The 20,572-nt window shown below is 67.3% G+C and carries 22 protein-coding genes; 14 read left to right on the forward strand and 8 right to left on the reverse strand.

Annotated features, from left to right (window positions below; translation table 11 throughout):
• Positions 1-16 precede the first annotated feature (16 nt).
• From atpE to glpD, 8 genes are all read left to right on the forward strand, one after another.
• Positions 17-259, forward strand: a complete 243-nt coding sequence (gene atpE / locus AC51BJ_RS10270; RefSeq protein WP_008063733.1) for a F0F1 ATP synthase subunit C — start codon at positions 17-19, stop codon at positions 257-259.
• A gap of 45 nt (positions 260-304) precedes the next feature.
• A complete protein-coding gene (locus AC51BJ_RS10275; RefSeq protein WP_019916201.1) occupies positions 305-778 on the forward strand; it encodes a F0F1 ATP synthase subunit B in 474 nt (157 codons plus the stop codon).
• Between the two features lie 4 nt (positions 779-782).
• Complete coding sequence (locus tag AC51BJ_RS10280) at positions 783-1,319, forward strand: F0F1 ATP synthase subunit delta (RefSeq protein WP_019916202.1); 537 nt, start codon at positions 783-785, stop codon at positions 1,317-1,319.
• Positions 1,320-1,329: 10 nt separating this feature from the next.
• Positions 1,330-2,868, forward strand: a complete 1,539-nt coding sequence (gene atpA, locus AC51BJ_RS10285) for a F0F1 ATP synthase subunit alpha (RefSeq protein WP_496280147.1) — start codon at positions 1,330-1,332, stop codon at positions 2,866-2,868.
• A gap of 21 nt (positions 2,869-2,889) precedes the next feature.
• Complete coding sequence (gene atpG, locus AC51BJ_RS10290) at positions 2,890-3,759, forward strand: F0F1 ATP synthase subunit gamma (RefSeq protein ID WP_008063739.1); 870 nt, start codon at positions 2,890-2,892, stop codon at positions 3,757-3,759.
• Between the two features lie 34 nt (positions 3,760-3,793).
• Positions 3,794-5,197 carry a F0F1 ATP synthase subunit beta gene (gene atpD, locus AC51BJ_RS10295; protein WP_019916204.1) on the forward strand — a complete coding sequence of 468 codons (1,404 nt, stop codon included), beginning with the start codon at positions 3,794-3,796 and terminating at the stop codon, positions 5,195-5,197.
• A gap of 68 nt (positions 5,198-5,265) precedes the next feature.
• Entirely contained in the window at positions 5,266-5,688 is a 423-nt protein-coding gene (locus AC51BJ_RS10300) for a F0F1 ATP synthase subunit epsilon (protein WP_024300738.1), read from the forward strand.
• Positions 5,689-5,767: 79 nt separating this feature from the next.
• Positions 5,768-7,243 carry a glycerol-3-phosphate dehydrogenase gene (glpD, locus tag AC51BJ_RS10305; protein WP_496280148.1) on the forward strand — a complete coding sequence of 492 codons (1,476 nt, stop codon included), beginning with the start codon at positions 5,768-5,770 and terminating at the stop codon, positions 7,241-7,243.
• Here glpD and AC51BJ_RS10310 read toward each other — a convergent pair.
• The 4 genes from AC51BJ_RS10310 to AC51BJ_RS10325 form a co-directional block, all read right to left on the reverse strand.
• A complete protein-coding gene (locus tag AC51BJ_RS10310) occupies positions 7,228-7,812 on the reverse strand; it encodes a ubiquinone biosynthesis accessory factor UbiJ (protein ID WP_496280149.1) in 585 nt (194 codons plus the stop codon). The genes glpD and AC51BJ_RS10310 overlap by 16 nt on opposite strands.
• 3 nt (positions 7,813-7,815) lie before the next feature.
• Entirely contained in the window at positions 7,816-8,703 is an 888-nt protein-coding gene (locus AC51BJ_RS10315; protein WP_496280150.1) for a Tim44 domain-containing protein, read from the reverse strand.
• 99 nt (positions 8,704-8,802) lie between these two features.
• Positions 8,803-9,540 carry a bifunctional demethylmenaquinone methyltransferase/2-methoxy-6-polyprenyl-1,4-benzoquinol methylase UbiE gene (gene ubiE / locus AC51BJ_RS10320; protein ID WP_430435511.1) on the reverse strand — a complete coding sequence of 246 codons (738 nt, stop codon included), beginning with the start codon at positions 9,538-9,540 and terminating at the stop codon, positions 8,803-8,805.
• Between the two features lie 7 nt (positions 9,541-9,547).
• The gene (locus AC51BJ_RS10325; protein ID WP_430435510.1) at positions 9,548-9,985 is read right to left on the reverse strand and encodes a gamma-butyrobetaine hydroxylase family protein; all 438 of its coding nucleotides are present in this window, start codon (positions 9,983-9,985) and stop codon (positions 9,548-9,550) included.
• A gap of 150 nt (positions 9,986-10,135) precedes the next feature.
• Here AC51BJ_RS10325 and phoB point away from each other — a divergent pair, with 150 nt between their 5' ends.
• On the forward strand, positions 10,136-10,825 hold the full coding sequence (phoB, locus tag AC51BJ_RS10330; RefSeq protein ID WP_019916212.1) for a phosphate regulon transcriptional regulator PhoB: 690 nt from the start codon (positions 10,136-10,138) through the stop codon (positions 10,823-10,825).
• A 57-nt stretch (positions 10,826-10,882) separates the two neighbouring features.
• Positions 10,883-12,187, forward strand: a complete 1,305-nt coding sequence (gene phoR, locus AC51BJ_RS10335) for a phosphate regulon sensor histidine kinase PhoR (RefSeq protein WP_296813564.1) — start codon at positions 10,883-10,885, stop codon at positions 12,185-12,187.
• A gap of 10 nt (positions 12,188-12,197) precedes the next feature.
• Here phoR and AC51BJ_RS10340 read toward each other — a convergent pair whose 3' ends face one another.
• Together AC51BJ_RS10340 and AC51BJ_RS10345 are read right to left on the reverse strand one after the other, a co-directional pair.
• Positions 12,198-13,823, reverse strand: a complete 1,626-nt coding sequence (locus AC51BJ_RS10340) for a cyclic-di-GMP receptor FimW-related protein (protein WP_496280151.1) — start codon at positions 13,821-13,823, stop codon at positions 12,198-12,200.
• Positions 13,820-15,358, reverse strand: coding sequence for a cyclic-di-GMP receptor FimW-related protein (locus tag AC51BJ_RS10345; RefSeq protein WP_496280152.1), 1,539 nt, complete (start codon positions 15,356-15,358; stop codon positions 13,820-13,822). The genes AC51BJ_RS10340 and AC51BJ_RS10345 overlap by 4 nt, the downstream gene beginning before the upstream one ends.
• A 198-nt stretch (positions 15,359-15,556) precedes the next feature.
• Here AC51BJ_RS10345 and AC51BJ_RS10350 point away from each other — a divergent pair, with 198 nt between their 5' ends.
• The 4 genes from AC51BJ_RS10350 to AC51BJ_RS10365 all read left to right on the forward strand — a co-directional run bounded on the left by AC51BJ_RS10350 (position 15,557) and on the right by AC51BJ_RS10365 (position 17,941).
• Positions 15,557-15,964: a COG4315 family predicted lipoprotein gene (locus AC51BJ_RS10350; RefSeq protein WP_019916218.1), complete on the forward strand. Its 408-nt coding sequence runs from the start codon at positions 15,557-15,559 to the stop codon at positions 15,962-15,964.
• Between the two features lie 39 nt (positions 15,965-16,003).
• Positions 16,004-16,576, forward strand: coding sequence for a sigma-70 family RNA polymerase sigma factor (locus tag AC51BJ_RS10355; protein WP_496280153.1), 573 nt, complete (start codon positions 16,004-16,006; stop codon positions 16,574-16,576).
• Positions 16,573-17,295, forward strand: a complete 723-nt coding sequence (locus tag AC51BJ_RS10360; RefSeq protein WP_496280154.1) for an anti-sigma factor — start codon at positions 16,573-16,575, stop codon at positions 17,293-17,295. The genes AC51BJ_RS10355 and AC51BJ_RS10360 overlap by 4 nt, the downstream gene beginning before the upstream one ends.
• A gap of 148 nt (positions 17,296-17,443) precedes the next feature.
• On the forward strand, positions 17,444-17,941 hold the full coding sequence (locus AC51BJ_RS10365; RefSeq protein WP_304000669.1) for an FxDxF family PEP-CTERM protein: 498 nt from the start codon (positions 17,444-17,446) through the stop codon (positions 17,939-17,941).
• 1 nt (position 17,942) lies between these two features.
• Here AC51BJ_RS10365 and AC51BJ_RS10370 read toward each other — a convergent pair whose 3' ends face one another.
• Both AC51BJ_RS10370 and AC51BJ_RS10375 read right to left on the reverse strand, forming a co-directional pair.
• On the reverse strand, positions 17,943-18,794 hold the full coding sequence (locus AC51BJ_RS10370) for a DUF3293 domain-containing protein (protein ID WP_430435503.1): 852 nt from the start codon (positions 18,792-18,794) through the stop codon (positions 17,943-17,945).
• A gap of 132 nt (positions 18,795-18,926) precedes the next feature.
• Entirely contained in the window at positions 18,927-20,549 is a 1,623-nt protein-coding gene (locus AC51BJ_RS10375; RefSeq protein WP_341422927.1) for an ABC-F family ATPase, read from the reverse strand.
• Positions 20,550-20,572 lie beyond the last annotated feature (23 nt).

Genomic DNA, 20,572 nt, shown 5'->3' on the forward strand with positions numbered 1-20,572 from the left:
AATCTAAGGAGCTGTTATGGAACAAGTGTTCGGTCTCGTCGCCCTCGCCTGCGGTCTGATCATCGGTCTGGGTGCAATTGGTGCTTGTATCGGTATCGCGCTGATGGGCGGTAAGTACCTCGAAGCCTCGGCTCGCCAGCCGGAGCTGATGAACGCGCTGCAGGTCAAGATGTTCCTGCTGGCCGGCCTGATCGACGCCGCCTTCATTATCGGTACCGGTATCGCCCTCTGGTTCGCCACTTCGACCTTCCTGAAGTAAGAACGGCATCCGCCCCAACACCGATTTATTGAAGGGAAAGTTGCCGTGAATCTGAACGCAACGCTCATCATCCAGATCGTCGTGTTCCTGACCTTTGTGTGGTTCACGAAGAGCTTCGTGTGGCCGCCGATCGTCAAGGCTCTCGACGAACGCGCGAAGAAGATCGCTGACGGGCTGGCGGCTGCGGACAAGGCAAAGGCGGATCTGGCCAACGCGGAGAAGAAGTCGATCGAGGAACTGCGCGCAGCGCGTGAGTCCGCGGCCGAGCTCCGTTCGGGTGCAGAGAAGCAGGCGGCCAAGCTGGTCGAGGATGCGCGCGCGGAAGCGAATCGCATCGTCGCGGCGGCCCGCGAAGCAGCGACCACCGAAGCTGCGGCTGCAGCGCAGAAGGCGAAAGATGCCCTGCGCGACCAGGTCGCCACGCTGGCGGTCGCGGGTGCAGAACGCATCCTGCGTCGCGAGATCAACGCCCAAGTCCACGCCGATCTGCTCACCAACCTGAAGCAGGAACTGAGCTGACACCATGGCAGAGAACGTCACCATCGCGCGACCCTACGCCGAAGCCGCGTTCCAGCTGGCCAAGGAAGGCAACTCGCTGGCAGCTTGGGCTGACGCCCTCGGTCTGATGGCCGCCGCTGCCGCCGAGCCGCAGGTCAAGAAGCTGCTGGCCGATCCGACCCGCACCTCGACCGACCGTGGTTTCCTCTTCCTCACCGCAGTGCCCGGCGAACTTGCCGAGGCGCATCGCAGCTTCGCACGCGTGCTGGCGCAGAACGGCCGTCTGGCCGTGCTGCCCGAAATCGCGGAGCTCTTCACCGAGCTGAAGAACGAGCACGAGCGCTGCGCCGTCGCCCACATCAGTTCCGCCTTCCCGATGGACGACGCCACCGTGTCGCGCCTGCTGGCCGACCTCGAGCCGCGTTTCGGCCGTCGCCTGGAAGCCCGGGTCACGCTCGATCCCGAACTGATCGGCGGTGTGAAGGTTGCGGTCGGTGACGAAGTGATCGATGCCTCGGTCCGCGGCAAGCTTGCCGCCATGGCCACTGCGCTACAGAACTAGGAGTTTTTTGATGAACCTCAATCCGTCTGAAATCAGCGACCTGATCAAGAGCCGGATCCAGAACCTGCATTTGTCGTCGCAGGCGCGCACCGAGGGCACCGTGGTTTCGGTGACCGACGGCATTGTGCGCGTGCACGGCCTGGACGATGTCCAGCAGGGCGAAATGCTGGAATTCGAAGGCAACACGTTCGGTCTGGCGCTGAACCTCGAGCGCGACTCCGTCGGCGCCGTGGTTCTGGGTGACTACGAACACATTTCTGAAGGCCAGACCGTCAAGTGCACGGGCCGCATTCTCGAAGTGCCGGTCGGCCCCGAGCTGATCGGTCGCGTCGTGAACTCGCTCGGCCAGCCGATCGACGGCAAGGGCCCGATCAACGCCAAGCTGACCGACAAGGTTGAAAAGGTGGCTCCGGGCGTGATCGCACGTCAGTCGGTTTCGCAGCCGGTGCAGACCGGCCTGAAGTCGATCGACTCGATGGTGCCGGTCGGCCGTGGCCAGCGCGAGCTGATCATCGGTGACCGTCAGACCGGCAAGACCGCGGTCGCCGTCGACGCCATCATCAACCAGAAGGGTCAGAACATGACCTGCATCTACGTTGCGGTGGGCCAGAAGGCCTCGACCATCGCCAACGTGGTGCGCAAGCTGGAAGAGTACGGCGCGATGGAATACACCATCGTCGTCGCCGCCACCGCCTCCGACTCGGCCGCCATGCAGTTCCTGGCACCGTACGCCGGTTGCACGATGGGCGAATACTTCCGTGACCGCGGCGAAGACGCGCTGATCGTCTATGACGATCTGTCCAAGCAAGCCGTGGCCTATCGTCAGATTTCGCTGCTGCTGCGCCGTCCGCCGGGCCGCGAAGCCTACCCGGGCGACGTGTTCTACCTGCACAGCCGTCTGCTCGAGCGCGCCGCTCGCGTGAATCCCGACTACGTCGAGAAGTTCACCAACGGTGAAGTCAAGGGCAAGACCGGTTCGCTGACTGCGCTGCCGATCATCGAAACGCAGGCCGGCGACGTGTCCGCCTTCGTTCCGACCAACGTGATCTCGATTACCGACGGCCAGATCTTCCTGGAAACCGACCTGTTCAACGCAGGCATCCGCCCGGCTATCAACGCCGGTGTGTCGGTGTCCCGCGTCGGTGGTGCGGCCCAGACCAAGATCATCAAGAAGCTGGGCGGCGGTGTCCGTCTGGCGCTGGCCCAGTACCGTGAGCTGGCTGCGTTCGCGCAGTTCGCCTCCGACCTGGACGAAGCGACCCGCAAGCAGCTCGAGCGTGGCCGCCGCGTGACCGAACTGATGAAGCAGCCGCAGTACTCGCCGCTGTCGGTTGCCCAGATGGGTGTTTCGCTGTACGCCGCCAACAACGGCTATTTCGACGACGTCGAAGTGTCCCGCGTGCTCGCTTTTGAATCGGCCCTGCACCAGTTCCTGCAGCAGAAGTATTCCGATCTGATGAACAAGATCGAGTCCTCCAAGGACCTCGACGGTGAATCGGAAAAGACGCTTGCTGCCGCGGTGGCCGAGTTCAAGAAGAGCTGGGCGTAAGCGCGCGGACAGGAGATAACCATGGCCAGCGGAAAAGAGATCCGTTCCAAGATCAAGAGCGTGCAAAACACGAAGAAGATCACCAAGGCGATGGAGATGGTGGCTGCATCCAAGATGCGCAAGGCGCAGGACAGGATGCGGGCCGCCCGGCCCTACGCCGACACGATCCGCCGTCTTGCTGCCAACCTGTCAGCCGCCACGATCAGCGACTACAAGCACCCGTTCCTCGCGACCGTCGGTCAGATCAAGCGCGTCGGCATCATCGTCGTCACCACGGACAAGGGTCTGTGCGGCGGCATGAACACCAACGTGCTGCGTCTGGCGCTGAACACGATGAAGGAGTGGGAGGGCAAGGGCGCCACCGAAATCCGCGTTGCCGCCATCGGCAACAAGGGTCTGGGCTTCATGCAGCGCATGGGCGCCAAGGTGGTGTCACAGGTGACGCAGCTGGGCGATACGCCGCATCTGGAAAAGCTGATCGGACCGGTCAAGGTCATGATCGACGCCTTCCAGGCCGGCGAGCTCGACGCGGTCTATCTGTCCTTCACCCGCTTCATCAACACGATGAAGCAGGAGCCGGTGCTTGAGCAACTGCTGCCGCTCACGGGCGATCGTCTGGGCACGCCGGAAGGCACCTGGGATTACCTGTACGAGCCGGACCCGCAGGTGGTGATCGACGAGCTGCTCGTTCGTTACGTTGAAGCGCTGGTGTATCAGTCGGTCGCCGAAAACATGGCGTCCGAACAGAGCGCACGTATGGTGGCGATGAAGGCCGCGTCTGACAACGCAGGCAATGTCATCGGCGAACTGCAGCTGGTCTACAACAAGACCCGCCAGGCGGCGATTACCAAGGAACTGTCCGAGATCGTCGGCGGCGCCGCGGCAGTCTGATCGCGCAAACGAATTTTTGTATTGGGGATAGACGATGAATACCGGAAACATCGTTCAGTGTATCGGCGCCGTGGTGGATATCCAGTTCCCGCGCGACTCGATGCCGAAAGTGTTTGAAGCGCTGCAGCTCGACGAGGCCGATGGTTCGCACACGGCCGAAGCGGGTCTGACGTTCGAAGTCCAGCAGCAGCTGGGCGACGGCGTGGTGCGTACGATTGCGCTGGGTTCCAGCGACGGTCTGCGCCGCGGCATGAAGGTGAAGGGTACCGGCGCCGCGATCAGCGTGCCGGTCGGCACCGCCACGCTGGGTCGCATCATGGACGTGCTTGGCCGTCCGATCGACGAAGCGGGCGACATCGCCACCGAGGAACGTCGTGCCATTCACCAGAAGGCACCGAAGTTCGACGAACTGAGCCCGTCGGTTGACCTGCTGCCCACCGGCATCAAGGTGATCGACCTGATCTGCCCGTTCGCCAAGGGCGGCAAGATCGGTCTGTTCGGCGGTGCCGGTGTGGGCAAGACCGTGAACATGATGGAACTCATCAACAACATCGCGAAGAGCTACGGTGGTTACTCCGTGTTCGCCGGTGTGGGTGAGCGCACCCGTGAGGGCAACGACTTCTACCACGAGATGGAAGAGTCGAAGGTTCTCGACAAGGTGGCGATGGTGTTCGGCCAGATGAACGAGCCGCCGGGCAACCGTCTGCGCGTGGCGCTGACCGGTCTGACCATGGCCGAGAAGTTCCGCGACGAAGGCCGCGACATTCTGTTCTTCGTGGACAACATCTACCGCTACACGCTGGCCGGTACCGAAGTGTCCGCACTGCTGGGCCGCATGCCGTCCGCCGTGGGCTACCAGCCGACGCTGGCCGACGAAATGGGCCGCCTGCAGGAGCGCATCACCTCGACCAAGGTCGGCTCGATCACGTCGATCCAGGCCGTGTATGTGCCTGCGGATGACTTGACCGACCCGTCGCCTGCCACGACCTTCCAGCACTTGGATGCAACTGTCGTGCTGTCGCGTGACATCGCTTCGCTGGGCATCTACCCGGCGGTCGATCCGCTCGACTCGACCTCGCGTCAGCTGGATCCGCTGATCGTCGGCGAAGAGCACTACGCGGTCGCCCGCAAGGTGCAATCGACGCTGCAGCGCTACAAGGAACTGCGCGACATCATCGCGATTCTGGGCATGGACGAACTGTCGCCGGAAGACAAGCTGGCCGTGGCTCGCGCCCGCAAGATCCAGCGTTTCCTGTCGCAGCCGTTCAACGTGGCTGAAGTCTTCACCGGCTCGCCGGGCAAGATCGTTCCGCTGGCGGACACGATCAAGGGCTTCAACATGATCGTCAATGGCGAATGTGACCACCTGCCGGAACAGGCCTTCTACATGGTCGGCGGCATCGAGGAAGCGTTCGAAAAGGCGAAGACGCTGCAGTGACGCGGCAAGCGTGAGCCGTGACGGACTCCGGTCCGGCGCGGCTCGCGGGCAGCATTCACGGAGTAATCATGGCTATGACCGTACATGTCGACGTTGTCAGCGCGGAAGAGAAGATCTTCTCCGGGCTCGCAGAATTCGTCGCGCTGCCGGGCGAGAGCGGCGAGCTGGGCATCCTGCCCGGCCACACGCCGCTGATCACCCGCATCCGCCCGGGCGAGGTCCGCATCAAGCTGCCGAATCAGGCAGCCGACGAGCTGATCTTCGTGGCCGGCGGCCTGCTGGAAGTGCAACCGGGTCTGGTGACCGTGCTGGCGGATACCGCCATCCGCGGTACAGACCTGGACGAAGCAAAGGCGAACGAAGCCAAGCGTCTGGCCGAAGAAGCACTGGCCAACCGTCAGGCAGGTGTCGACTACGCTGCAGCACAGGCGGAACTGGCTTCGGCCATCGCCCAGCTGGCGGCAATCCAGAAGCTGCGCAAGCGTCACTGAGCGCGGTTTCAAGCAGGTCCGGAAAGGCACGCCTCGGCGTGCCTTTTTGTTTTTGGCGAGCCCGGTGCAGAATCGGCCCATGCACCGGGAATCCTGCGACCTGCTCATCGTCGGGGCCGGCATCAACGGCGCCGGCATCGCGCGCGACGCCGCATTGCGCGGCTTGGACGTTATCGTCTGTGAGCGCGGCGACATCGCGGGCGCCACCTCGTCAGCCTCCACCAAGCTCATCCACGGCGGGCTGCGCTACCTCGAACAGGGCGCCTTCGGCCTGGTCAGGGAATCCCTGCATGAGCGCGAGACACTGGGCCGCATCGCCGCCCACCTTGTGCGTCCGCAGCGCTTCGTCGTGCCGCACACGGGTGAGCGGCCGGCCTGGATGCTCGCTGCCGGACTGTTGCTCTATGACCTCCTGGCCGGGCGCAGCACACTGCCGCGATCGCGACGTCTGCGCGCCGAATTTCCCTTGCTGCAGCACATGCAGCCGCCAGTGAGCGCGGCGCACGCCTACTACGACCTGTGGGTGGACGATGCGCGGCTGACGCTATGCACCTTGCTCGACGCGCAGGCGCACGGCGCACGCGTACTGCCGCAGAGCGCGCTGATCGCGGTGACCGACGAAGGCGCGCACTGGCGCTGCACAGTGGGACAGAAGACGGTGCTCGCGCGCTGCGTCGTCAATGTCGCGGGGCCATGGATGAACGCGGTCGAGGCCCTGCGCGGTATGGCGGCGGCACCGGTGCGCCTGGTGCAGGGCACACACATCGTCCTGCCGCGCCTGCACGCCGGCGACGACGCCTGGCTGCTGCAGCAGCCGGACCGGCGTATCGTGTTCGTCCTTCCCTTTGCCGACGATTTCCATCTGGTCGGAACCACCGAAACCGATCTGCCGTCACCCGAGGCGCTCGGCGCCACGGCGGCGGAGCGTCGCTACCTGCTCGACGCGCTGCGGCGCGCCTTTGGGCGCGCACCCGCCGAGCAAGATATCCGCTGGGAATTCAGCGGCATGCGACCGCTGGTCGCCGGCGGCGGAGGCAGCGCGCGCACCGCCAGCCGCGAGTACCGGATGACGATGGCAGGCGAGCGCGGCGGCCGTGGCTGGATGTCGATACAGGGCGGCAAGCTCACCACGCATCGAAGCCTCGCCGAACGGGCGGTCGACAGACTGGCCTCATTCCTCGGATCGAACGCACGCAGCATGACCGCCGACCGCCTGCTGCCGGGCGCCGAGGCCGCCGGCCCGACACAGCGTTCGGAACTCGTGCGGACGCTGGCGCAGCGTCATCCCGCACTGCCGTCTGGATGGATCGCCGCGCTGGTCGGACGCCATGGCAGCACGGCGTCGCGGCTGCTCGAACAGGTGGCGTGCACCGGTGGAGTCGGACGCGACTTCGGGGGAGGGCTGTACGAGGCGGAAGCGCGCTGGTGCGCACAGTACGAATGGGCGCACTGCGCCGACGACGTGCTGTGGCGACGTACGAAATGCGGGGTCGGGATGAGTGCTGCGCAGCGCGACACCTTCGCGCGCTGGTGGGTGGATCAGCGTATCGGCTGAGCTTTGCGTTCGAGCAGTTCGAGGCGCTTCTGCAGACGTGCCAGATCGTCGCGCAGCGTATCGACCTCATCGGCAAAGGCGGCAGTTGCGGCCGGACGCACTAGCAACTGCGCCTCGTCCGCCGCATATTCGCTGGCCGACGCGGCGAGCCGCGCGCCGAGGTCGCGCCCGCCGGCCCATGCCGCACGCGCACCGCCTACCACACGTTCGGCGGCCGCGTCACCGATCAGCCGGCTCAGGTCTTCCGCCGCGTCCCAGCGCAGGCCGCGCAGCACCTGGCCGAGGGTTTCGGCCAGCGCCGCGTCGCCTTCGATGCGCGCATCGCGCAGCACCACGTCGCCTTCGTGTAGCAGCCGGAGTGCGGCATCCGCCGGCAGTCGCAGGGTGACCGCCAGCGGCTCATCGGAGGCCGCAGCCAGCCGGCCGTCTTCGCCAACCCTGAAGGCGACGCCGAGCGCGCCCAGTTCCAGCCTTGCCTGCGCGCCCGCATGCCGGGCCAGTCGGGCGTGCGCGCCCGGCGCCTGATCGAGCAGGTGGTTCAGTACCGGGAGCGCGGCCGTCGCGAGCATGATTTACTGCAGTTGCTGGATACCAGCGATCACCCAGCCGCGGCTGCCGGATACCGGCTTGGCCAGATGCCACACTTCGTCGAACGGTGCCGGCGCGGCGCTGACTTCCTCACGCAGCAGCCCGCTGAAACGGACGCTGGCGATGTACTGCTCGTTCTCGGTGGCCAGATCGAGCAGCGCGGCGTCGAGCTGCACGATGTCGATGTGCTGGGTTTCGCCGCCGCGCTCCTGCAGCTGCATGCGGATTTCGGCGAACACCTCGGGCGACGTGAACTGACGGATGTCCTCGACATCACCCTTGTCGTTCGCCGCCTGCAGGCGCACGAAATTCAGCTTGGCCTGACGCAGGAAGCCTTCGACGTCGAAATCCGCCGGAATGTTGCCTGCACCGGCTGCGGCGGCCGGCGCTGAGGCGGCGACCGGGGCCGCCGCTTCGAAGCGCTGCGGGGCCGCGCCCGGGCCGGCGGTCGCGCCGGCGTACTGCATGCCCTGCTGCTGCGGCGCGTTGCGGCGTGCGGCGAACATGCGCCAGACGAAGAGGGCGACCATGACCAGCAGCGCGATCATCATGAAGGACGCCATTTCCTCGCCGAAACCGAGGTGGGACGCCAGTGCGGCGAGGCCGATGCCGGCCGCCAGACCGGCCAGCGGGCCCATCCACGAGCGCTTGGCCGGCTGCGCGGCGGCGGGCGCTGCAGGCTGCGCCTGGCGCTGGGCGGTGGTGGCGTTCTGGGTCGGCGAGGCCGGCGTGGCGTCGCGCTGCATCGTGGTCGAATCACGCTGCGAACCGAAGGACTTGCCGCCACCCATGCGCTTGGCGGCTTCGGCGTCATGCATGGCGCCGCCGAGGCCGACGACGGCCACGCACAGCGCGCACAGGAAATTCTTCATCGATATGTCTCCATCAAAGGTGGGGCAAAACGCGAGAGCGAAACTTAGCACACGAATTGACCGCGAAATGCGCGGATCGTTCGCCTCTCCCCCCGGATTTCAGAGCTTGAAGCCGCGATGCAGCGCCACCACGCCGGCGCTCATGTTGAAGTATTCGACGCGGCCCAGGCCGACCTCGCGCATCATGCCGGCCAGCGTTTCCTGGTCCGGGTGCATGCGGATCGATTCGGCGAGATAGCGGTAGCTCGCCTCGTCGTTGGCGACGCGCTTGCCCAGCCAGGGCAGCACCTTGAACGAATACAGGTCGTAGGCCTTTTCGAGCGGCTTGGCGACGCGCGAGAACTCGAGCACCAGCGCGCGGCCGCCCGGCTTCAGCACGCGGCGGAACTCGGCCAGCGCGCGGTCCTTGTGCGTCATGTTGCGCAGGCCGAAGGCGACAGTGACGCAGTCGAAATGGTTGTCTGGAAAAGGCAGCTTCTCGGCGTCGCACAGCAGGCTGGGCAGCACGAAGCCGGCGTCGCGCAAGCGGTCGCGGCCTTCGCGCAGCATGTCCGGATTGATGTCGGTGTGCCACACTTCGCCGTTGGCGCCGGCACGCTTCGCGTGCGCGAGCGTCAGATCGCCGGTACCGGCGGCGACGTCGAGTACGCGCTGGCCCGGGCGCACGCCGGCCATTTCGATCGCGAACGCCTTCCAGGCGCGGTGCAGGCCGGCCGACATCAGGTCGTTCATGATGTCGTAACGGCGCGCGACCGACGAGAACACGCTCGCCACACGGCGGGCCTTGGCCGCTTCGGGTACGCGCTCGAAGCCGAAATCGGTGGAGTTGTCGCTCATCGCAGGCTTAATGGTGGTGACCGCAACCGCCGCTGCCGCAGCCGCCCTTGGCGGCCGGCGGCGGCACCAGGGCCGGATCGCGGCTGGCGCCGGCGGCGTCCAGGCGGGCGAGGTAGTCGGCCCACAGCGCTTCCTGGTTCTCGCCCAGCAGATAGAGGTAGTCCCACGAGTAGATGCCGCTGTCGTGGCCGTCGGAAAACACCGGCTTGATCGCGTAGGCGCCAACCGGTTCGACGCGCGTGATGTCGATGTCGCGCTTGCCGATCTGCAGCGTTTCCTGTCCCGGCCCGTGGCCGCGCACTTCGGCCGACGGCGAGCATACGCGCAGGAACTCGAAACTGAAGCTGAAGCTGCGGCCGTTGTCGAAGCTGACTTCCATCACTTTCGACTTCTGCTGCACCTTGATCTCGGTGGGGATGGGGGTGTCCTTGTCCAGTCCTGCCATGATGTGCCGTGTCCGCTGCGAAGAGTCCGGAATGATACCCCGCGCCCGTCAGGATGGCCCTGTGGACAGACCGGAGGCGCTGTCACTAAACCGTCACCATACTGAAATAGACTGCGTCGCGTTCCCGTCATCCCACGCTCGCATACCGTCATGGCCCGCATACTCGTCGTCGAGGACGAACCGTCCATCCAGGAACTGATCAGCGTCACGCTCACCCGCACCGGCCACGATCCGCTGCGCGCGCCGGACGCCGAAACCGCGCTGCGCCTGCTGCAGGCCGAACTGCCCGATCTGGTGCTGCTCGACTGGATGCTGCCCGGCCAGAGCGGCATCGATCTGGCGCGCCGGCTGCGCGCCGACGAACGCACGCGTGGCGTGCCCATCATCATGCTGACGGCGCGCGGCGACGAACAGTCCAAGGTGACCGGTCTGGAAACCGGCGCCGACGACTACGTCACCAAGCCCTTCTCGCCGCGCGAACTGGCGGCCCGCATCAAGGCCGTGCTGCGCCGGCAGAAGCCGCAGGCGACCGAAGACCCGGTCGAGATCGACGGTCTGCGTCTCGATCCGGCTACGCATCGCGTCACGGCCCGCGGCCAGGCCGTGGTGCTCGGCCCGACCGAGTTCCGCCTGCTGCACTTCTTCATGACCCACGCCGAGCGCGTGCATTCGCGCGCACAGCTGCTCGACAGCGTGTGGGGCGACCACGTGTTCGTCGAGGAGCGCACGGTGGACGTGCACATTCGCCGCCTGCGCGGTGCGCTGGAAGCGAGCGGACACGACGCGCTGATCCAGACCGTGCGCGGCAGCGGCTATCGCCTGTCCTGCCAGAAGGAGTGAGCCGTTTTGCGCGTGAGCGCCCATAATCCGGCGCCGTGATCACTCGCTGCGTACTCCATGCGTGAATTCTGGTTCCGCGCCGCCCTGCGCGTCGCGCTCATCCTCGTCTGCGTGCTGATCGGTCTGGCGGCCGACGCGCTGGCACCGGCGCTGGCGCTGGCCTGCGCGCTGCTGCTTGCCGGCAGCCTGCGCGACCAGTACGAGATCGGCCGCTTCGACCGCTGGCTCAACTCGACCAGCGACGCCGAACTGCCGGACGGTGCTGGCCAGTGGGAATTCCTGTTCGCCAAGCTGGCGCGGCGCGAGCGCAACGCCCGCCAGCAGCGCGAGGACCTGCGCAGCCGGCTGGAGCGTATGCGCGAAGCCAGCCGCGCGATGCCCGACGGCACGCTCATCATGTCGCGCGACGAACTGATCGAGTGGCTGAATCCGATGGCCGAGGAACACCTGGGGCTGGACGGCCGGCGCGACATCGCGATGCCCATCCTGAACCTGGTGCGCCAGCCCGAGTTCGCCGAATACCTGCAGTCCGGCGACTACGGCGAGCCGCTGTCGATGCCCTCGCCGCGTCAGCCCGGCCGCACGCTGCAGCTGCGGGTGGTGGCGTTCGGCGACGACCAGAAGCTGCTGCTGACGCGCGACATCACCCAGCTCGAAAAGCTCGAAACGATGCGGCGCGACTTCGTCGCCAACGTGTCGCACGAAATGAAGACGCCGCTGACGGTGATCCACGGCTTCCTCGAAACGCTGGAGGACGCGCTGCCCGAACTGCCTCAGGAGCAGGCGCTGTCCTTCATCCGCATGGCGCAGCAGCAGTCGGTGCGCCTGCAGCGCCTGGTCGATGATCTGCTGACGTTGTCGGCGCTGGAGACCGACACGCCGACACCCGAAGAGCCGGTGGACATGCGCAACTTGCTGGACATCGTGCTGGTCGAGACGCGGGCGCTGTCGTCCGGCCGGCACACGGTGACGCTGGACGTCGACGCTGCGCCCGGTGCGCTGCTTGGCTGCGCACGCGACCTGCGCAGCGCGCTCGGCAACCTCGCCAGCAACGCGGTGCGCTACACGCCGGACGGCGGCAGCGTGAAGCTCGCCTGGCGCGTGGTCGATGGTTGCGGGGAGTATTCGGTGACCGACAACGGCATCGGCATCGACGCCCAGCACATTCCGCGACTGACCGAACGCTTCTATCGCGTCGACCGCGGCCGCTCGCGCGAGACCGGGGGTACCGGCCTCGGCCTGGCCATCGTCAAGCACGTGCTCGAACGGCATCAGGCGACGCTGCAGATCGACAGCCAGCCCGGTCAGGGCAGCCGCTTCACCGTCCGCTTTCCCGCTCGCCGCACGCTGCCCGCACTCTGAGCGGCGGCGCTCAGACGCTGTTTGCGGGTGCGTCCTCGCTGAAGGCGGCGCGTTCGTAATTGACGCCGAAAGCGAGCAGGCGGGTCAGCTGCACCGCGCGCAGCGTGCCATTCAGGAAGATTTCGAGCTTGCGTTCGGCCTGGAACCAGCCGCGCGGCAGCACCAGCGACGCCTCTTCGCCCATCACCTGCACAGCCGGCAGCAGAAAGGCCCGACTGAAGCGCTCGGCCGGCATGCCTTCGTCGGCCAGCGGACGCACCGACAGTGCACGCGGCGTGCCCGGCAGCACGTGCAGGCCGGTCAGCAGGTGGCCGTCGTGCTCGTACATGAGCCAGGACACGCGCGCCAGACGCCAGTGTTCCGAGTCCGCTCCGAACACCGCCAGCATCTGCGAATACTCGATCGCTCCGGTTTCGCGCGGGGCGCGCAGGCGATAGCCCATCACGCTGTGGTCGAGCACCGCCCAGTGCTGAGTCGGGTATTGCGCGCGCGCGCTGGCCTGTCGCACAGCCAGGCCGGCGCCGTCGGTGGCGCGTTCGCCGAAGGTGGCGATGTCGACGAAATCGCTGTGACTGTAGATGCGCGCTGGCGGTGGCTGCACGAACTCTTCGCCGGCGATCAGGTAGTGCATGGCCTCCTGGCTGATCGCGATGTCTATCTCGCCGTCGCCATTGCGTCGCTGGAAGCGGCGCGGGTTGGCCGCGTGGCACCAGGGTTTGTACAGCTGAAGCAGCAGGCGGCCGGCCGACAGCGGGTGACAGTCGGCGCCCAGACCCAGCGTTTCCGGCGACAGGCCCTGCTTCAGGCCGGCCACCACGCGCTCGATCTCGCTGGCCAGCCGCGCCGAACCGAGCCGGCGCAGATTGGGCGTGCGGGCGAACACTTCGAGCGGCTTGGCGCCGCCGTCGAGATTCAGATCGACCGCATAGGTCCGGGCGTCGGTGCCGCCGAACACCGGCATGATCTCTGTCAGGCCGGCGTACTGGTCGGCCCAGCGGCACACCCACTCGAATTCGCGCGGGCTGCGGCCGTAGGGGTTGGCCAGGTCGACCAGCAGCACGCTGCAGTAGGATTCGGCCGCGCTTTGCGGGTAGCCACCTTCCTTCAGGCTGTCGGCCACCGGCTGGGTGGCAAAGCCCCATTCCTCGGCCGTGCTGTAGTAGCCGTGCAGTTCCAGCCAGAGGCCGCGCGGCAGCGTGCGCCGGGCGCGGAAATACTCGATCACCGCGCGGCTGGCGTACAGCACGCAACGCTGGCACACCAGTGCCAGCTGGGCGTCGGTGAGCGGGTGCAGGTCGGCCTTCTCGGCCGCCTGCGCGTACGCCTGCGCCATGGCCATCCACAGTGCGACTACCTGGCGCAGCACGCCGTCCTCGGTGCTGCCTGGCGCGACCGGCCGGCTGCTGTAGCGCTTGCCCAGGCTTTCCTGCAGGAAGTGCAGCGGCGCGCGCATCGCCTCCAGCACGTCGAGGTAGTCGGCGCTGCGCGGCGGCGTCTGCCGCAGCCCGTAGAGCATGCGCGTCAGCGTGTCGCGCACGCGCGGCACGTTGGTCAGTGGCAGCTCGGCGATCAGCGCGCGGCACTGCTGCGCGTCGCGGTAGTTCAGCATGCCGGGCGTCGGTGCGGGCGCGTTCATGCCGCCGGCTCGATGCGGGCGAGGTCGAAGTCGGCCCCGCGTTCGATGGATTCGACCAGCCGCACGCGCCGCTTTCCCTCGTCGGCGGTGAGCACGATGTCGCGCGACTTGCGGTACCAGCCGCTGGGCAGCGCGACGCATTCCGGCTGACCGATGCGCGGCACTTCCGGCATCAGCACGCCGCGCGCCTCGTGTTCGCCGCTGCCGTCGGGGGCACGCGCGAGATCGACCAGGCGCGGCGCGCCGGCCAGCATGCTGATGCCCATCTGCAACTCACCTTCGACCGCCATGATCCAGCACACGTGGGCGAGCATGAAGTGCGGGCTGTTGTCGGGCCGCACCGCCAGCAACATGCCGTTGCCGATGCGCGCGCCGTCCGTGCTGGCGCGGCGGCCCAGGCGCAGGCCGGTTGGGCTGTCGTCGAGGATGCGCCAGTCTTCGACCAGATAGCCGGCCGCCACCGTTTCCGGTCGGTCGACCGGATCGTTGTCGCCGCCGCCGAGAAACTGCTGCACTGCGCCCATGCCGATCACCACCGACGCGTTCTGCTGCAACGGCCGGCGCGCTTCGGCGCGGGTCAGGCCGCCGCGGCAGCAGTGCGCGTGCAGATGGCGCAGCAGGCGGTCGGCCTGGGATGGACTCAGTTCGTCGCCCAGGCGCAGTGCCAGCGGTGTTTCGCCCTGAGCCAGCAGCGCCATGCGCTTGCGCACGCTGTGCGAGAACTCGTCCAGCACCAGCCAGCGCAGCCGGCTGTCCGGCTGCGGCGTGCGGGCGACCGGTTCATCGGTATTCAGGTCCAGCATCAGGGGGGGCAAGGCGCTGTGCGGCACCGGTGTGTCGAACAGCGCCACCTTGCCGGCCCATTTGCCCAGCCAGCGATGCAGCACGCGCAGCTGGCGGTGGGTCAGACCGAAAGGGCTGGAGGTGTGCAGCAGCACGCACAGCACGTAGGCGGCACGCACGCTGGTCGGCCGTTCGTCATGGATGGCGTCGTCGCGGATCGTGCGCTCCGCCGCGCCGAGCCGGGCGGCCGCGTCGTAGCAGGCATGCACGCGGCGCCAGTAGCCGGGTGCAGGCAGATGCGCGGTGCGCAGCGTGTCGAGCTGCATCAGCGCCAGCGCGCTCAACGCACGATGCGCGATCAGGCCCGCCTGACCGACCACGGCGCCATCGCCGTCGAGCGCCGCGGACAGGCAATGCAGATAAGCGGTGACCAGCGTGTCCCACATGCCCTGATTGGCGTCGAAGGCCGCTCGTTCGCCAGCGGACAGCGGCAGTGGACGGCCGACGAAGCGGTTGGCGGTGGCGGCCTGCACGTCCAGCACCGTGTCGCGCAGCTCTTCGGCGATGCGCAGCCGCTCGCCGGCGCCGATGCTGCGGCGATTCAGCAGGTTGAGCTGGCCGAGCAGACGGGCCTGGGTGGCGAGCGGCTGGGTGCTGTCCATGTCCTGCACCCAGTCGCGCGCAGCCCGCGCGTCGGAGAACTCCGGCAGGTGCGTGCTGTGGCTGATGGCGGGCAGAGCGAAGGCGTGCATGAAATCGGGGGGCGATGTAAGCCAATGTAACCAATTCTATGTGTACGCCGCAGTTTGCGCGCGGGAGGCCGGCACGGCGGACATTCTTTTTGACAGCAAATTTCCGCCGCGCCTGTCTCCGATACGTTCAGCCGTCCGTATATCGATCCGGACACACGATATCCGGGTGTCGAACCTCTGCAAGGAAGGAGAATCACGATGATCAGGAATGCCCTCTGTGCCGCGCTGCTGGGTGCGGTCTGCTGCGCTGTCCACGCCCAGTCCGTCGTCGGTTCGGCAGGACTGCTGACCGACGCCGCCGGCCGCGTGCTGTACACCTTCGACAAGGACAGCGACGGGAAAAGTGCCTGCTACGAGCAGTGCGCCGCGCTGTGGCCGCCCTTCGTCGCAGCGGCCGATGCGCGTGCGTCGGGCGAGCACACGCTGGTCACGCGCAGCGACGGCAGCCGGCAGTGGGCGGTTCGCGGCAAACCGCTCTATTACTACGTGGGCGACAGCGAAGCCGGACAGACCACCGGCGACGGGCGCGGCGGCGTCTGGCATGTCGTGCGCGACAGCGGCAAAGCGCCGGCCGAGGCCGGCAGCTACCGGCCGCGGGACTACTGATGGGCTGCGACCCGTCGATGAGCATGGCATCATGCGGCGATGCTCGATCCGGTCCAGCTTGAGAGGCTGCTGGCGCGCGTCGCCCTGCGCGACCGGCAGGCCTTCCGTCAACTCTACGATGCCTGCGCGCCGCAGCTGCTCGGGGTCGCGCTGCGTCTGCTGCGCCGGCGCGACCTGGCTGAAGACGTGCTGCAGGATGCCTTCACCAGCGTGTGGCACCGCGCCGACAGCTACCGTGCCGACGCCAGCCAGCCGATGACCTGGCTCACCTCGATTGTGCGCAACCGGGCACTCGACCTGCTCCGCGCGGAGTCCGTACGGCGGGCCGAATCGCTGGACGACGACGAAGACGGGCAGGGTGGTGTCGCCGCGCTGGGCGACGACCGCCCCAGCCCGCTCGGCCTGCTCGAACAGGCGGCCGACGCGCTGCATCTGCGCCGCTGCATAGACGACATCGACGGGCCGCAGCGCCAGTGTCTGGCGCTGGCCTACTACCACGGCCTGTCGCACTCGGAACTGGCGGAACACCTCGGCTCGCCGATCGGCAGTGTCAAGGTGTGGCTGCGCCGGGGCCTGGACAGGCTGCGCCGCTGCATGGAGCGGCTGGCATGAAGTACGACCACCCGGAACTGCTCGACCGCCTCGCGGCCGCCTACGTGTTCGGCACGCTGGGCCGGCTGCCGCGGCGCCGCTTCGAGCGGCTGGTGCGGTCGAGCGAAGCGGCGGCGCGCGCGCTGCGCACCTGGGAAATGCATGGCGCCGCGCTGGCGGCTGCCGTGCCGCCGGTGCAGCCCTCGCCCGCGGTGTGGGCGGAGGTCGAACGGCGCACCGGCGCTGCACCGCGCCCGCGGCCGACGGCGCAGCGGCGCTGGCGCGATTGGCTGCGCCCGGCGCTCGGCTTCGCCTTCGGCCTGCTGGTGGCTGTCGGCGTGGTGCGCGAGCAGCCGCAGTGGGTGCTGCCGTCCGACCTGCCGGAACACGCCGTGCTGCCGGCCAGCTATGTCGGCCTGATGCTGGACGCCGCCGGCAAGCCTGCCGCGCTGGCGTCGTCGCGCCGGCACGGGGTGGAACTGAGCGTGAAGCTGCTGCAGCCGCTGCTGGTGCCCGATGGTGCTCAGGCGGTGCTGTGGGCGCTGCCGAAGGACGGCGCGCCCTTCCGGCTCGGTGTGCTGCGCACCGACGCCAAACAGGTGATCACGATGGCCGGCACTTCGGAAGCGCTGCTGGCGACGGTGGGCGAGCTGGCGGTGTCGATCGAGTCGGTCGGCGCGGCCGCGGCGCAGCCGTCGGGCGGCTTCCTGCTGCGCGGTCATTGCGTGAAGCTGTGGTGATCCTATGAGGTCTCTGGCGGCGACGGTGATATCCGTCACGCTGCCGCCAAGTCCTTCGTCACCCGGCTGTCTCCGCTGAAGCCCGGGCTTCGTAGATGACGAATGAAAGCAGACGCTTTCATCCTTCATTCATCCTACGGAGTCCGTCATGAACACTTCCATCCGCACCGCACTGATCGCCGCATTGACCGTCCTGCCCGCTGCACACGCCAGTGCAGCCAGCGTCGATCTGGGCACGCTGGTTGCCGGTCAGTCCTTCAGCTTCGAACAGCAGCTTGGCAACTTCGCCGACAGCTTCAGCTTCACCGTCGGTGAGCCGGTCGATTTCACGCTCGATTTCTCCAACCTCGGGCTGGGCTCACGCGCCTCGCTGTCGGTGTTCCTGAACGGCAACGAAATCGTCGGCACCTTCGGCCGCAATCTCACCTTCGCGTGGGGACCTTTCACCGGCGGTGGCAGCACCTTTCCGTTCGCTACGGGCACCGAGTTCCTGGTGACCGTCGATGGCGTGGATAACACGCTGGCCGACGCCAGCTACCGGCTGGGCATCACCGCCGCCGTGCCGGAGCCGGCCAGCGCGGCCATGCTGCTGGCCGGGCTGGCGGCGGTCGGCGCAGTGGCGCGCCGGCGCATGCAGGTTCGCTGAGTCAGTCGGCCTGCCGGCGCACGCACCAGCGCAGCTGGGCCGTGCCGCCGGCATCGCCGGTCAGTACCGCGTTCTGGCCGAAGGCGGCGCCGATGCGCAGCGCCTCCTCGGCGGTCAGGCCGGCGCACAGCAGCGAAGGCTCGGTCCAGCCGGCTTCGGTCGTGCGGTTCTCGGCGTCGAGCAGCGGCAGACCGCGCTGCGTCAGCAATGCGCGCAGTGCCGCGTGGGCGGCGCGGTTGGCGTCGTCGTCGCTGCGTGCGGACCACGGATTGGCGGCCGCCAGCAGCGCCCACTGTGTTGCGTTCTGCGTCGCCAGCCAGCGGTCCAGCGCCGGCGAGGGCGCACCGACGTGCAGTGTCGTTTCGCCGTCGGGCAGGGCCACGGCGTAGTCGGTGCCCTCGTAGGCGCCGGTCAGCGCGTCGCTGACGGCCACCGTCGGCAGGCCAAGACGGGCCAGCAGCGTGGCGCGCCACAGCGCCGCCGGTACGCGCGGGCGCGGCGCACCGTCGCGCTGCTTCGTGCTCCAAACCGAACCGGGGAAGTGGGCGTCGTCCTGCCAGCGCGCGACGACGTGCCAGTGCAGGTGCGGCACCATATTGCCGAGGCTGCCGAGGTTGATCTTTTCCGGCTGCGCGATTTCGCGCACGCAGCGCTCGACCTGCCACACCACGTGCATCAGGTGATCGCGGTCGGCGTCGTTGAGGTCGGTCATTTCGCGCACGTGAGCGTTCCAGATCACGCGCAGAAAGGCCGGGTGATCGGCGTCGCGCGCGTCGATCACGCGCAGGCGGTCGTCGCGCCACAGCCAGTGATGGCCGGGCGCGTCGTCGCAGATAGGACAGGTGTGGGACATCTCGGTCACTCCGGCTGGCACTGCGCAACCCGCGACGGATGCAAAGGACGCCGCGCCGCCCGCAGGGCCGCCCCAAGGGCGAGCGTAGCCCCCTCGGGGGGCAGCGAACGCAGTGAGCGTGGGGGCCTCATTTCAGTCGTCGATGCCCTGGCTGGCGAGGTAGTCCTCGTAGCCGCCGCGGTAATCGACGATCTGGCCGTCGCCGCGGACTTCGAGCACGCGGGTGGCCAGCGTGGACACGAACTCGCGGTCGTGCGACACGAAGAACAGCGTGCCGTCGAAGGCGTCGAGGCCGGCGTTCAGCGACTCGATCGATTCCATGTCCATGTGATTGGTCGGTTCGTCGAGCAGCAGCACGTTGTTCCGCTGCAGCATGAGCCGGCCGAACATCATGCGGCCCTGCTCGCCGCCGGACAGCACGCGCACCGCCTTCTTCACGTCGTCACCGCCGAACAGCAGGCGGCCGAGCGTGCCGCGGATCAGCGTGATCGCGTCGTCGCCCTCGTAGCCGCCCTCGCGCACATAGCCGCTGATCCAGTCGGTCAGGTTGGCGTCGCTGTCGAAATCGGCTGAATGGTCCTGCGCGAAATAGCCAAGGCGGGCCTTTTCCGCCCACTTGATCGAGCCGTGCTGCGGCGTCAGTTCGCCGACCAGCAGCTTCAGGAAGGTGGTCTTGCCGACCCCGTTTTCGCCGATGATGGCGACCCGGTCGCCGCCGTCGAAGGTGGCGGTGAAGCCCTTCAGGATCTGCGGGCCGCCGTCGTAGCCGAACACCACGTTGTCCAGCTCGACCGCCTGCCGGTGCAGCTTCTCCTTCGGGTCGTAGTCGAAGCGTATCCACGGGTATTGACGCGAGCTGGGCTTGAATTCCTCGATCTTGATCTTGTCGATCATCTTCAGACGCGAGGTGGCCTGCTTCGACTTCGACTTGTTGGCCGAGAAGCGGCGCACGAAGCTCTGCAGTTCGGCCACCCGTTCCTTCGCCTTCGCGTTGGCCGCTGACGCCCGCTCGCGCGCCTGCGTCGACGCCTCGATATAGTCGTCCCAGGTGCCCGGGTAGAGGCGGATGGTCGCGTAGTCCAGGTCGGCCATGTGGGTGCACACCTGGTTCAGGAAGTGGCGGTCGTGGCTGATGATGACCATCGTGCTGTTGCGCTCGTTCAGCGTGTGTTCGAGCCAGCGGATGGTGTTGATGTCCAGGTTGTTGGTCGGTTCGTCGAGCAGCAGGATGTCCGGGTTGGCGAACAGCGCCTGGCACAGCAGCACGCGCAGCTTCCAGCCCGGTGCGACCTGGCTCATCGGGCCGTTGTGCTGTTCGGTCGGGATGCCGACGCCGAGCAGCAGTTCGCCGGCGCGCGCCTCGGCGGTGTAGCCGTCGTATTCGGCGAACTGGCCTTCCAGTTCGGCGGCACGCATGTAGTCCTCTTCGGTCGCGTCCGGATTGGCGTAGATCGCGTCCTTTTCCTTCATGCAGGTCCACATTTCGGCGTGGCCCATCATGACCACGTCGAGCACGCGCTGGTCCTCGAACGCGAACTGGTCCTGGCGCAGGAAGGCCATGCGCTCATGCGCGTCGATGGACACGTTGCCGGCGGTCGGTTCGAGCACGCCGGCGAGGATTTTCATGAAGGTCGACTTGCCGGCACCGTTGGCGCCGATCAGGCCGTAGCGGTAGCCGTCGCCGAACTTGATGCTGACGTTGTCGAAAAGCGGCTTGGCGCCGAACTGCATGGTGATGTTGGAAGCGGACAGCATGGAATTCACTAGGGTGTGGCATG

The organism is Methyloversatilis sp. S146-33, assembly GCF_059552495.1.

Coding starts and splice junctions, on each gene's coding strand:
- atpE (WP_008063733.1), top strand. CDS start 17: ATGGAACAAGTGTTCGGTCTCGTCGCCCTCGCCTGCGGTCTGATCATC.
- AC51BJ_RS10280 (WP_019916202.1), top strand. CDS start 783: ATGGCAGAGAACGTCACCATCGCGCGACCCTACGCCGAAGCCGCGTTC.
- atpA (WP_496280147.1), top strand. CDS start 1,330: ATGAACCTCAATCCGTCTGAAATCAGCGACCTGATCAAGAGCCGGATC.
- atpG (WP_008063739.1), top strand. CDS start 2,890: ATGGCCAGCGGAAAAGAGATCCGTTCCAAGATCAAGAGCGTGCAAAAC.
- atpD (WP_019916204.1), top strand. CDS start 3,794: ATGAATACCGGAAACATCGTTCAGTGTATCGGCGCCGTGGTGGATATC.
- AC51BJ_RS10300 (WP_024300738.1), top strand. CDS start 5,266: ATGGCTATGACCGTACATGTCGACGTTGTCAGCGCGGAAGAGAAGATC.
- glpD (WP_496280148.1), top strand. CDS start 5,768: ATGCACCGGGAATCCTGCGACCTGCTCATCGTCGGGGCCGGCATCAAC.
- AC51BJ_RS10310 (WP_496280149.1), bottom strand. CDS start 7,812: ATGCTCGCGACGGCCGCGCTCCCGGTACTGAACCACCTGCTCGATCAG.
- AC51BJ_RS10315 (WP_496280150.1), bottom strand. CDS start 8,703: ATGAAGAATTTCCTGTGCGCGCTGTGCGTGGCCGTCGTCGGCCTCGGC.
- ubiE (WP_430435511.1), bottom strand. CDS start 9,540: ATGAGCGACAACTCCACCGATTTCGGCTTCGAGCGCGTACCCGAAGCG.
- AC51BJ_RS10325 (WP_430435510.1), bottom strand. CDS start 9,985: ATGGCAGGACTGGACAAGGACACCCCCATCCCCACCGAGATCAAGGTG.
- phoB (WP_019916212.1), top strand. CDS start 10,136: ATGGCCCGCATACTCGTCGTCGAGGACGAACCGTCCATCCAGGAACTG.
- phoR (WP_296813564.1), top strand. CDS start 10,883: ATGCGTGAATTCTGGTTCCGCGCCGCCCTGCGCGTCGCGCTCATCCTC.
- AC51BJ_RS10340 (WP_496280151.1), bottom strand. CDS start 13,823: ATGAACGCGCCCGCACCGACGCCCGGCATGCTGAACTACCGCGACGCG.
- AC51BJ_RS10345 (WP_496280152.1), bottom strand. CDS start 15,358: ATGCACGCCTTCGCTCTGCCCGCCATCAGCCACAGCACGCACCTGCCG.
- AC51BJ_RS10350 (WP_019916218.1), top strand. CDS start 15,557: ATGATCAGGAATGCCCTCTGTGCCGCGCTGCTGGGTGCGGTCTGCTGC.
- AC51BJ_RS10355 (WP_496280153.1), top strand. CDS start 16,004: ATGCTCGATCCGGTCCAGCTTGAGAGGCTGCTGGCGCGCGTCGCCCTG.
- AC51BJ_RS10360 (WP_496280154.1), top strand. CDS start 16,573: ATGAAGTACGACCACCCGGAACTGCTCGACCGCCTCGCGGCCGCCTAC.
- AC51BJ_RS10365 (WP_304000669.1), top strand. CDS start 17,444: ATGAACACTTCCATCCGCACCGCACTGATCGCCGCATTGACCGTCCTG.
- AC51BJ_RS10370 (WP_430435503.1), bottom strand. CDS start 18,794: ATGTCCCACACCTGTCCTATCTGCGACGACGCGCCCGGCCATCACTGG.
- AC51BJ_RS10375 (WP_341422927.1), bottom strand. CDS start 20,549: ATGCTGTCCGCTTCCAACATCACCATGCAGTTCGGCGCCAAGCCGCTT.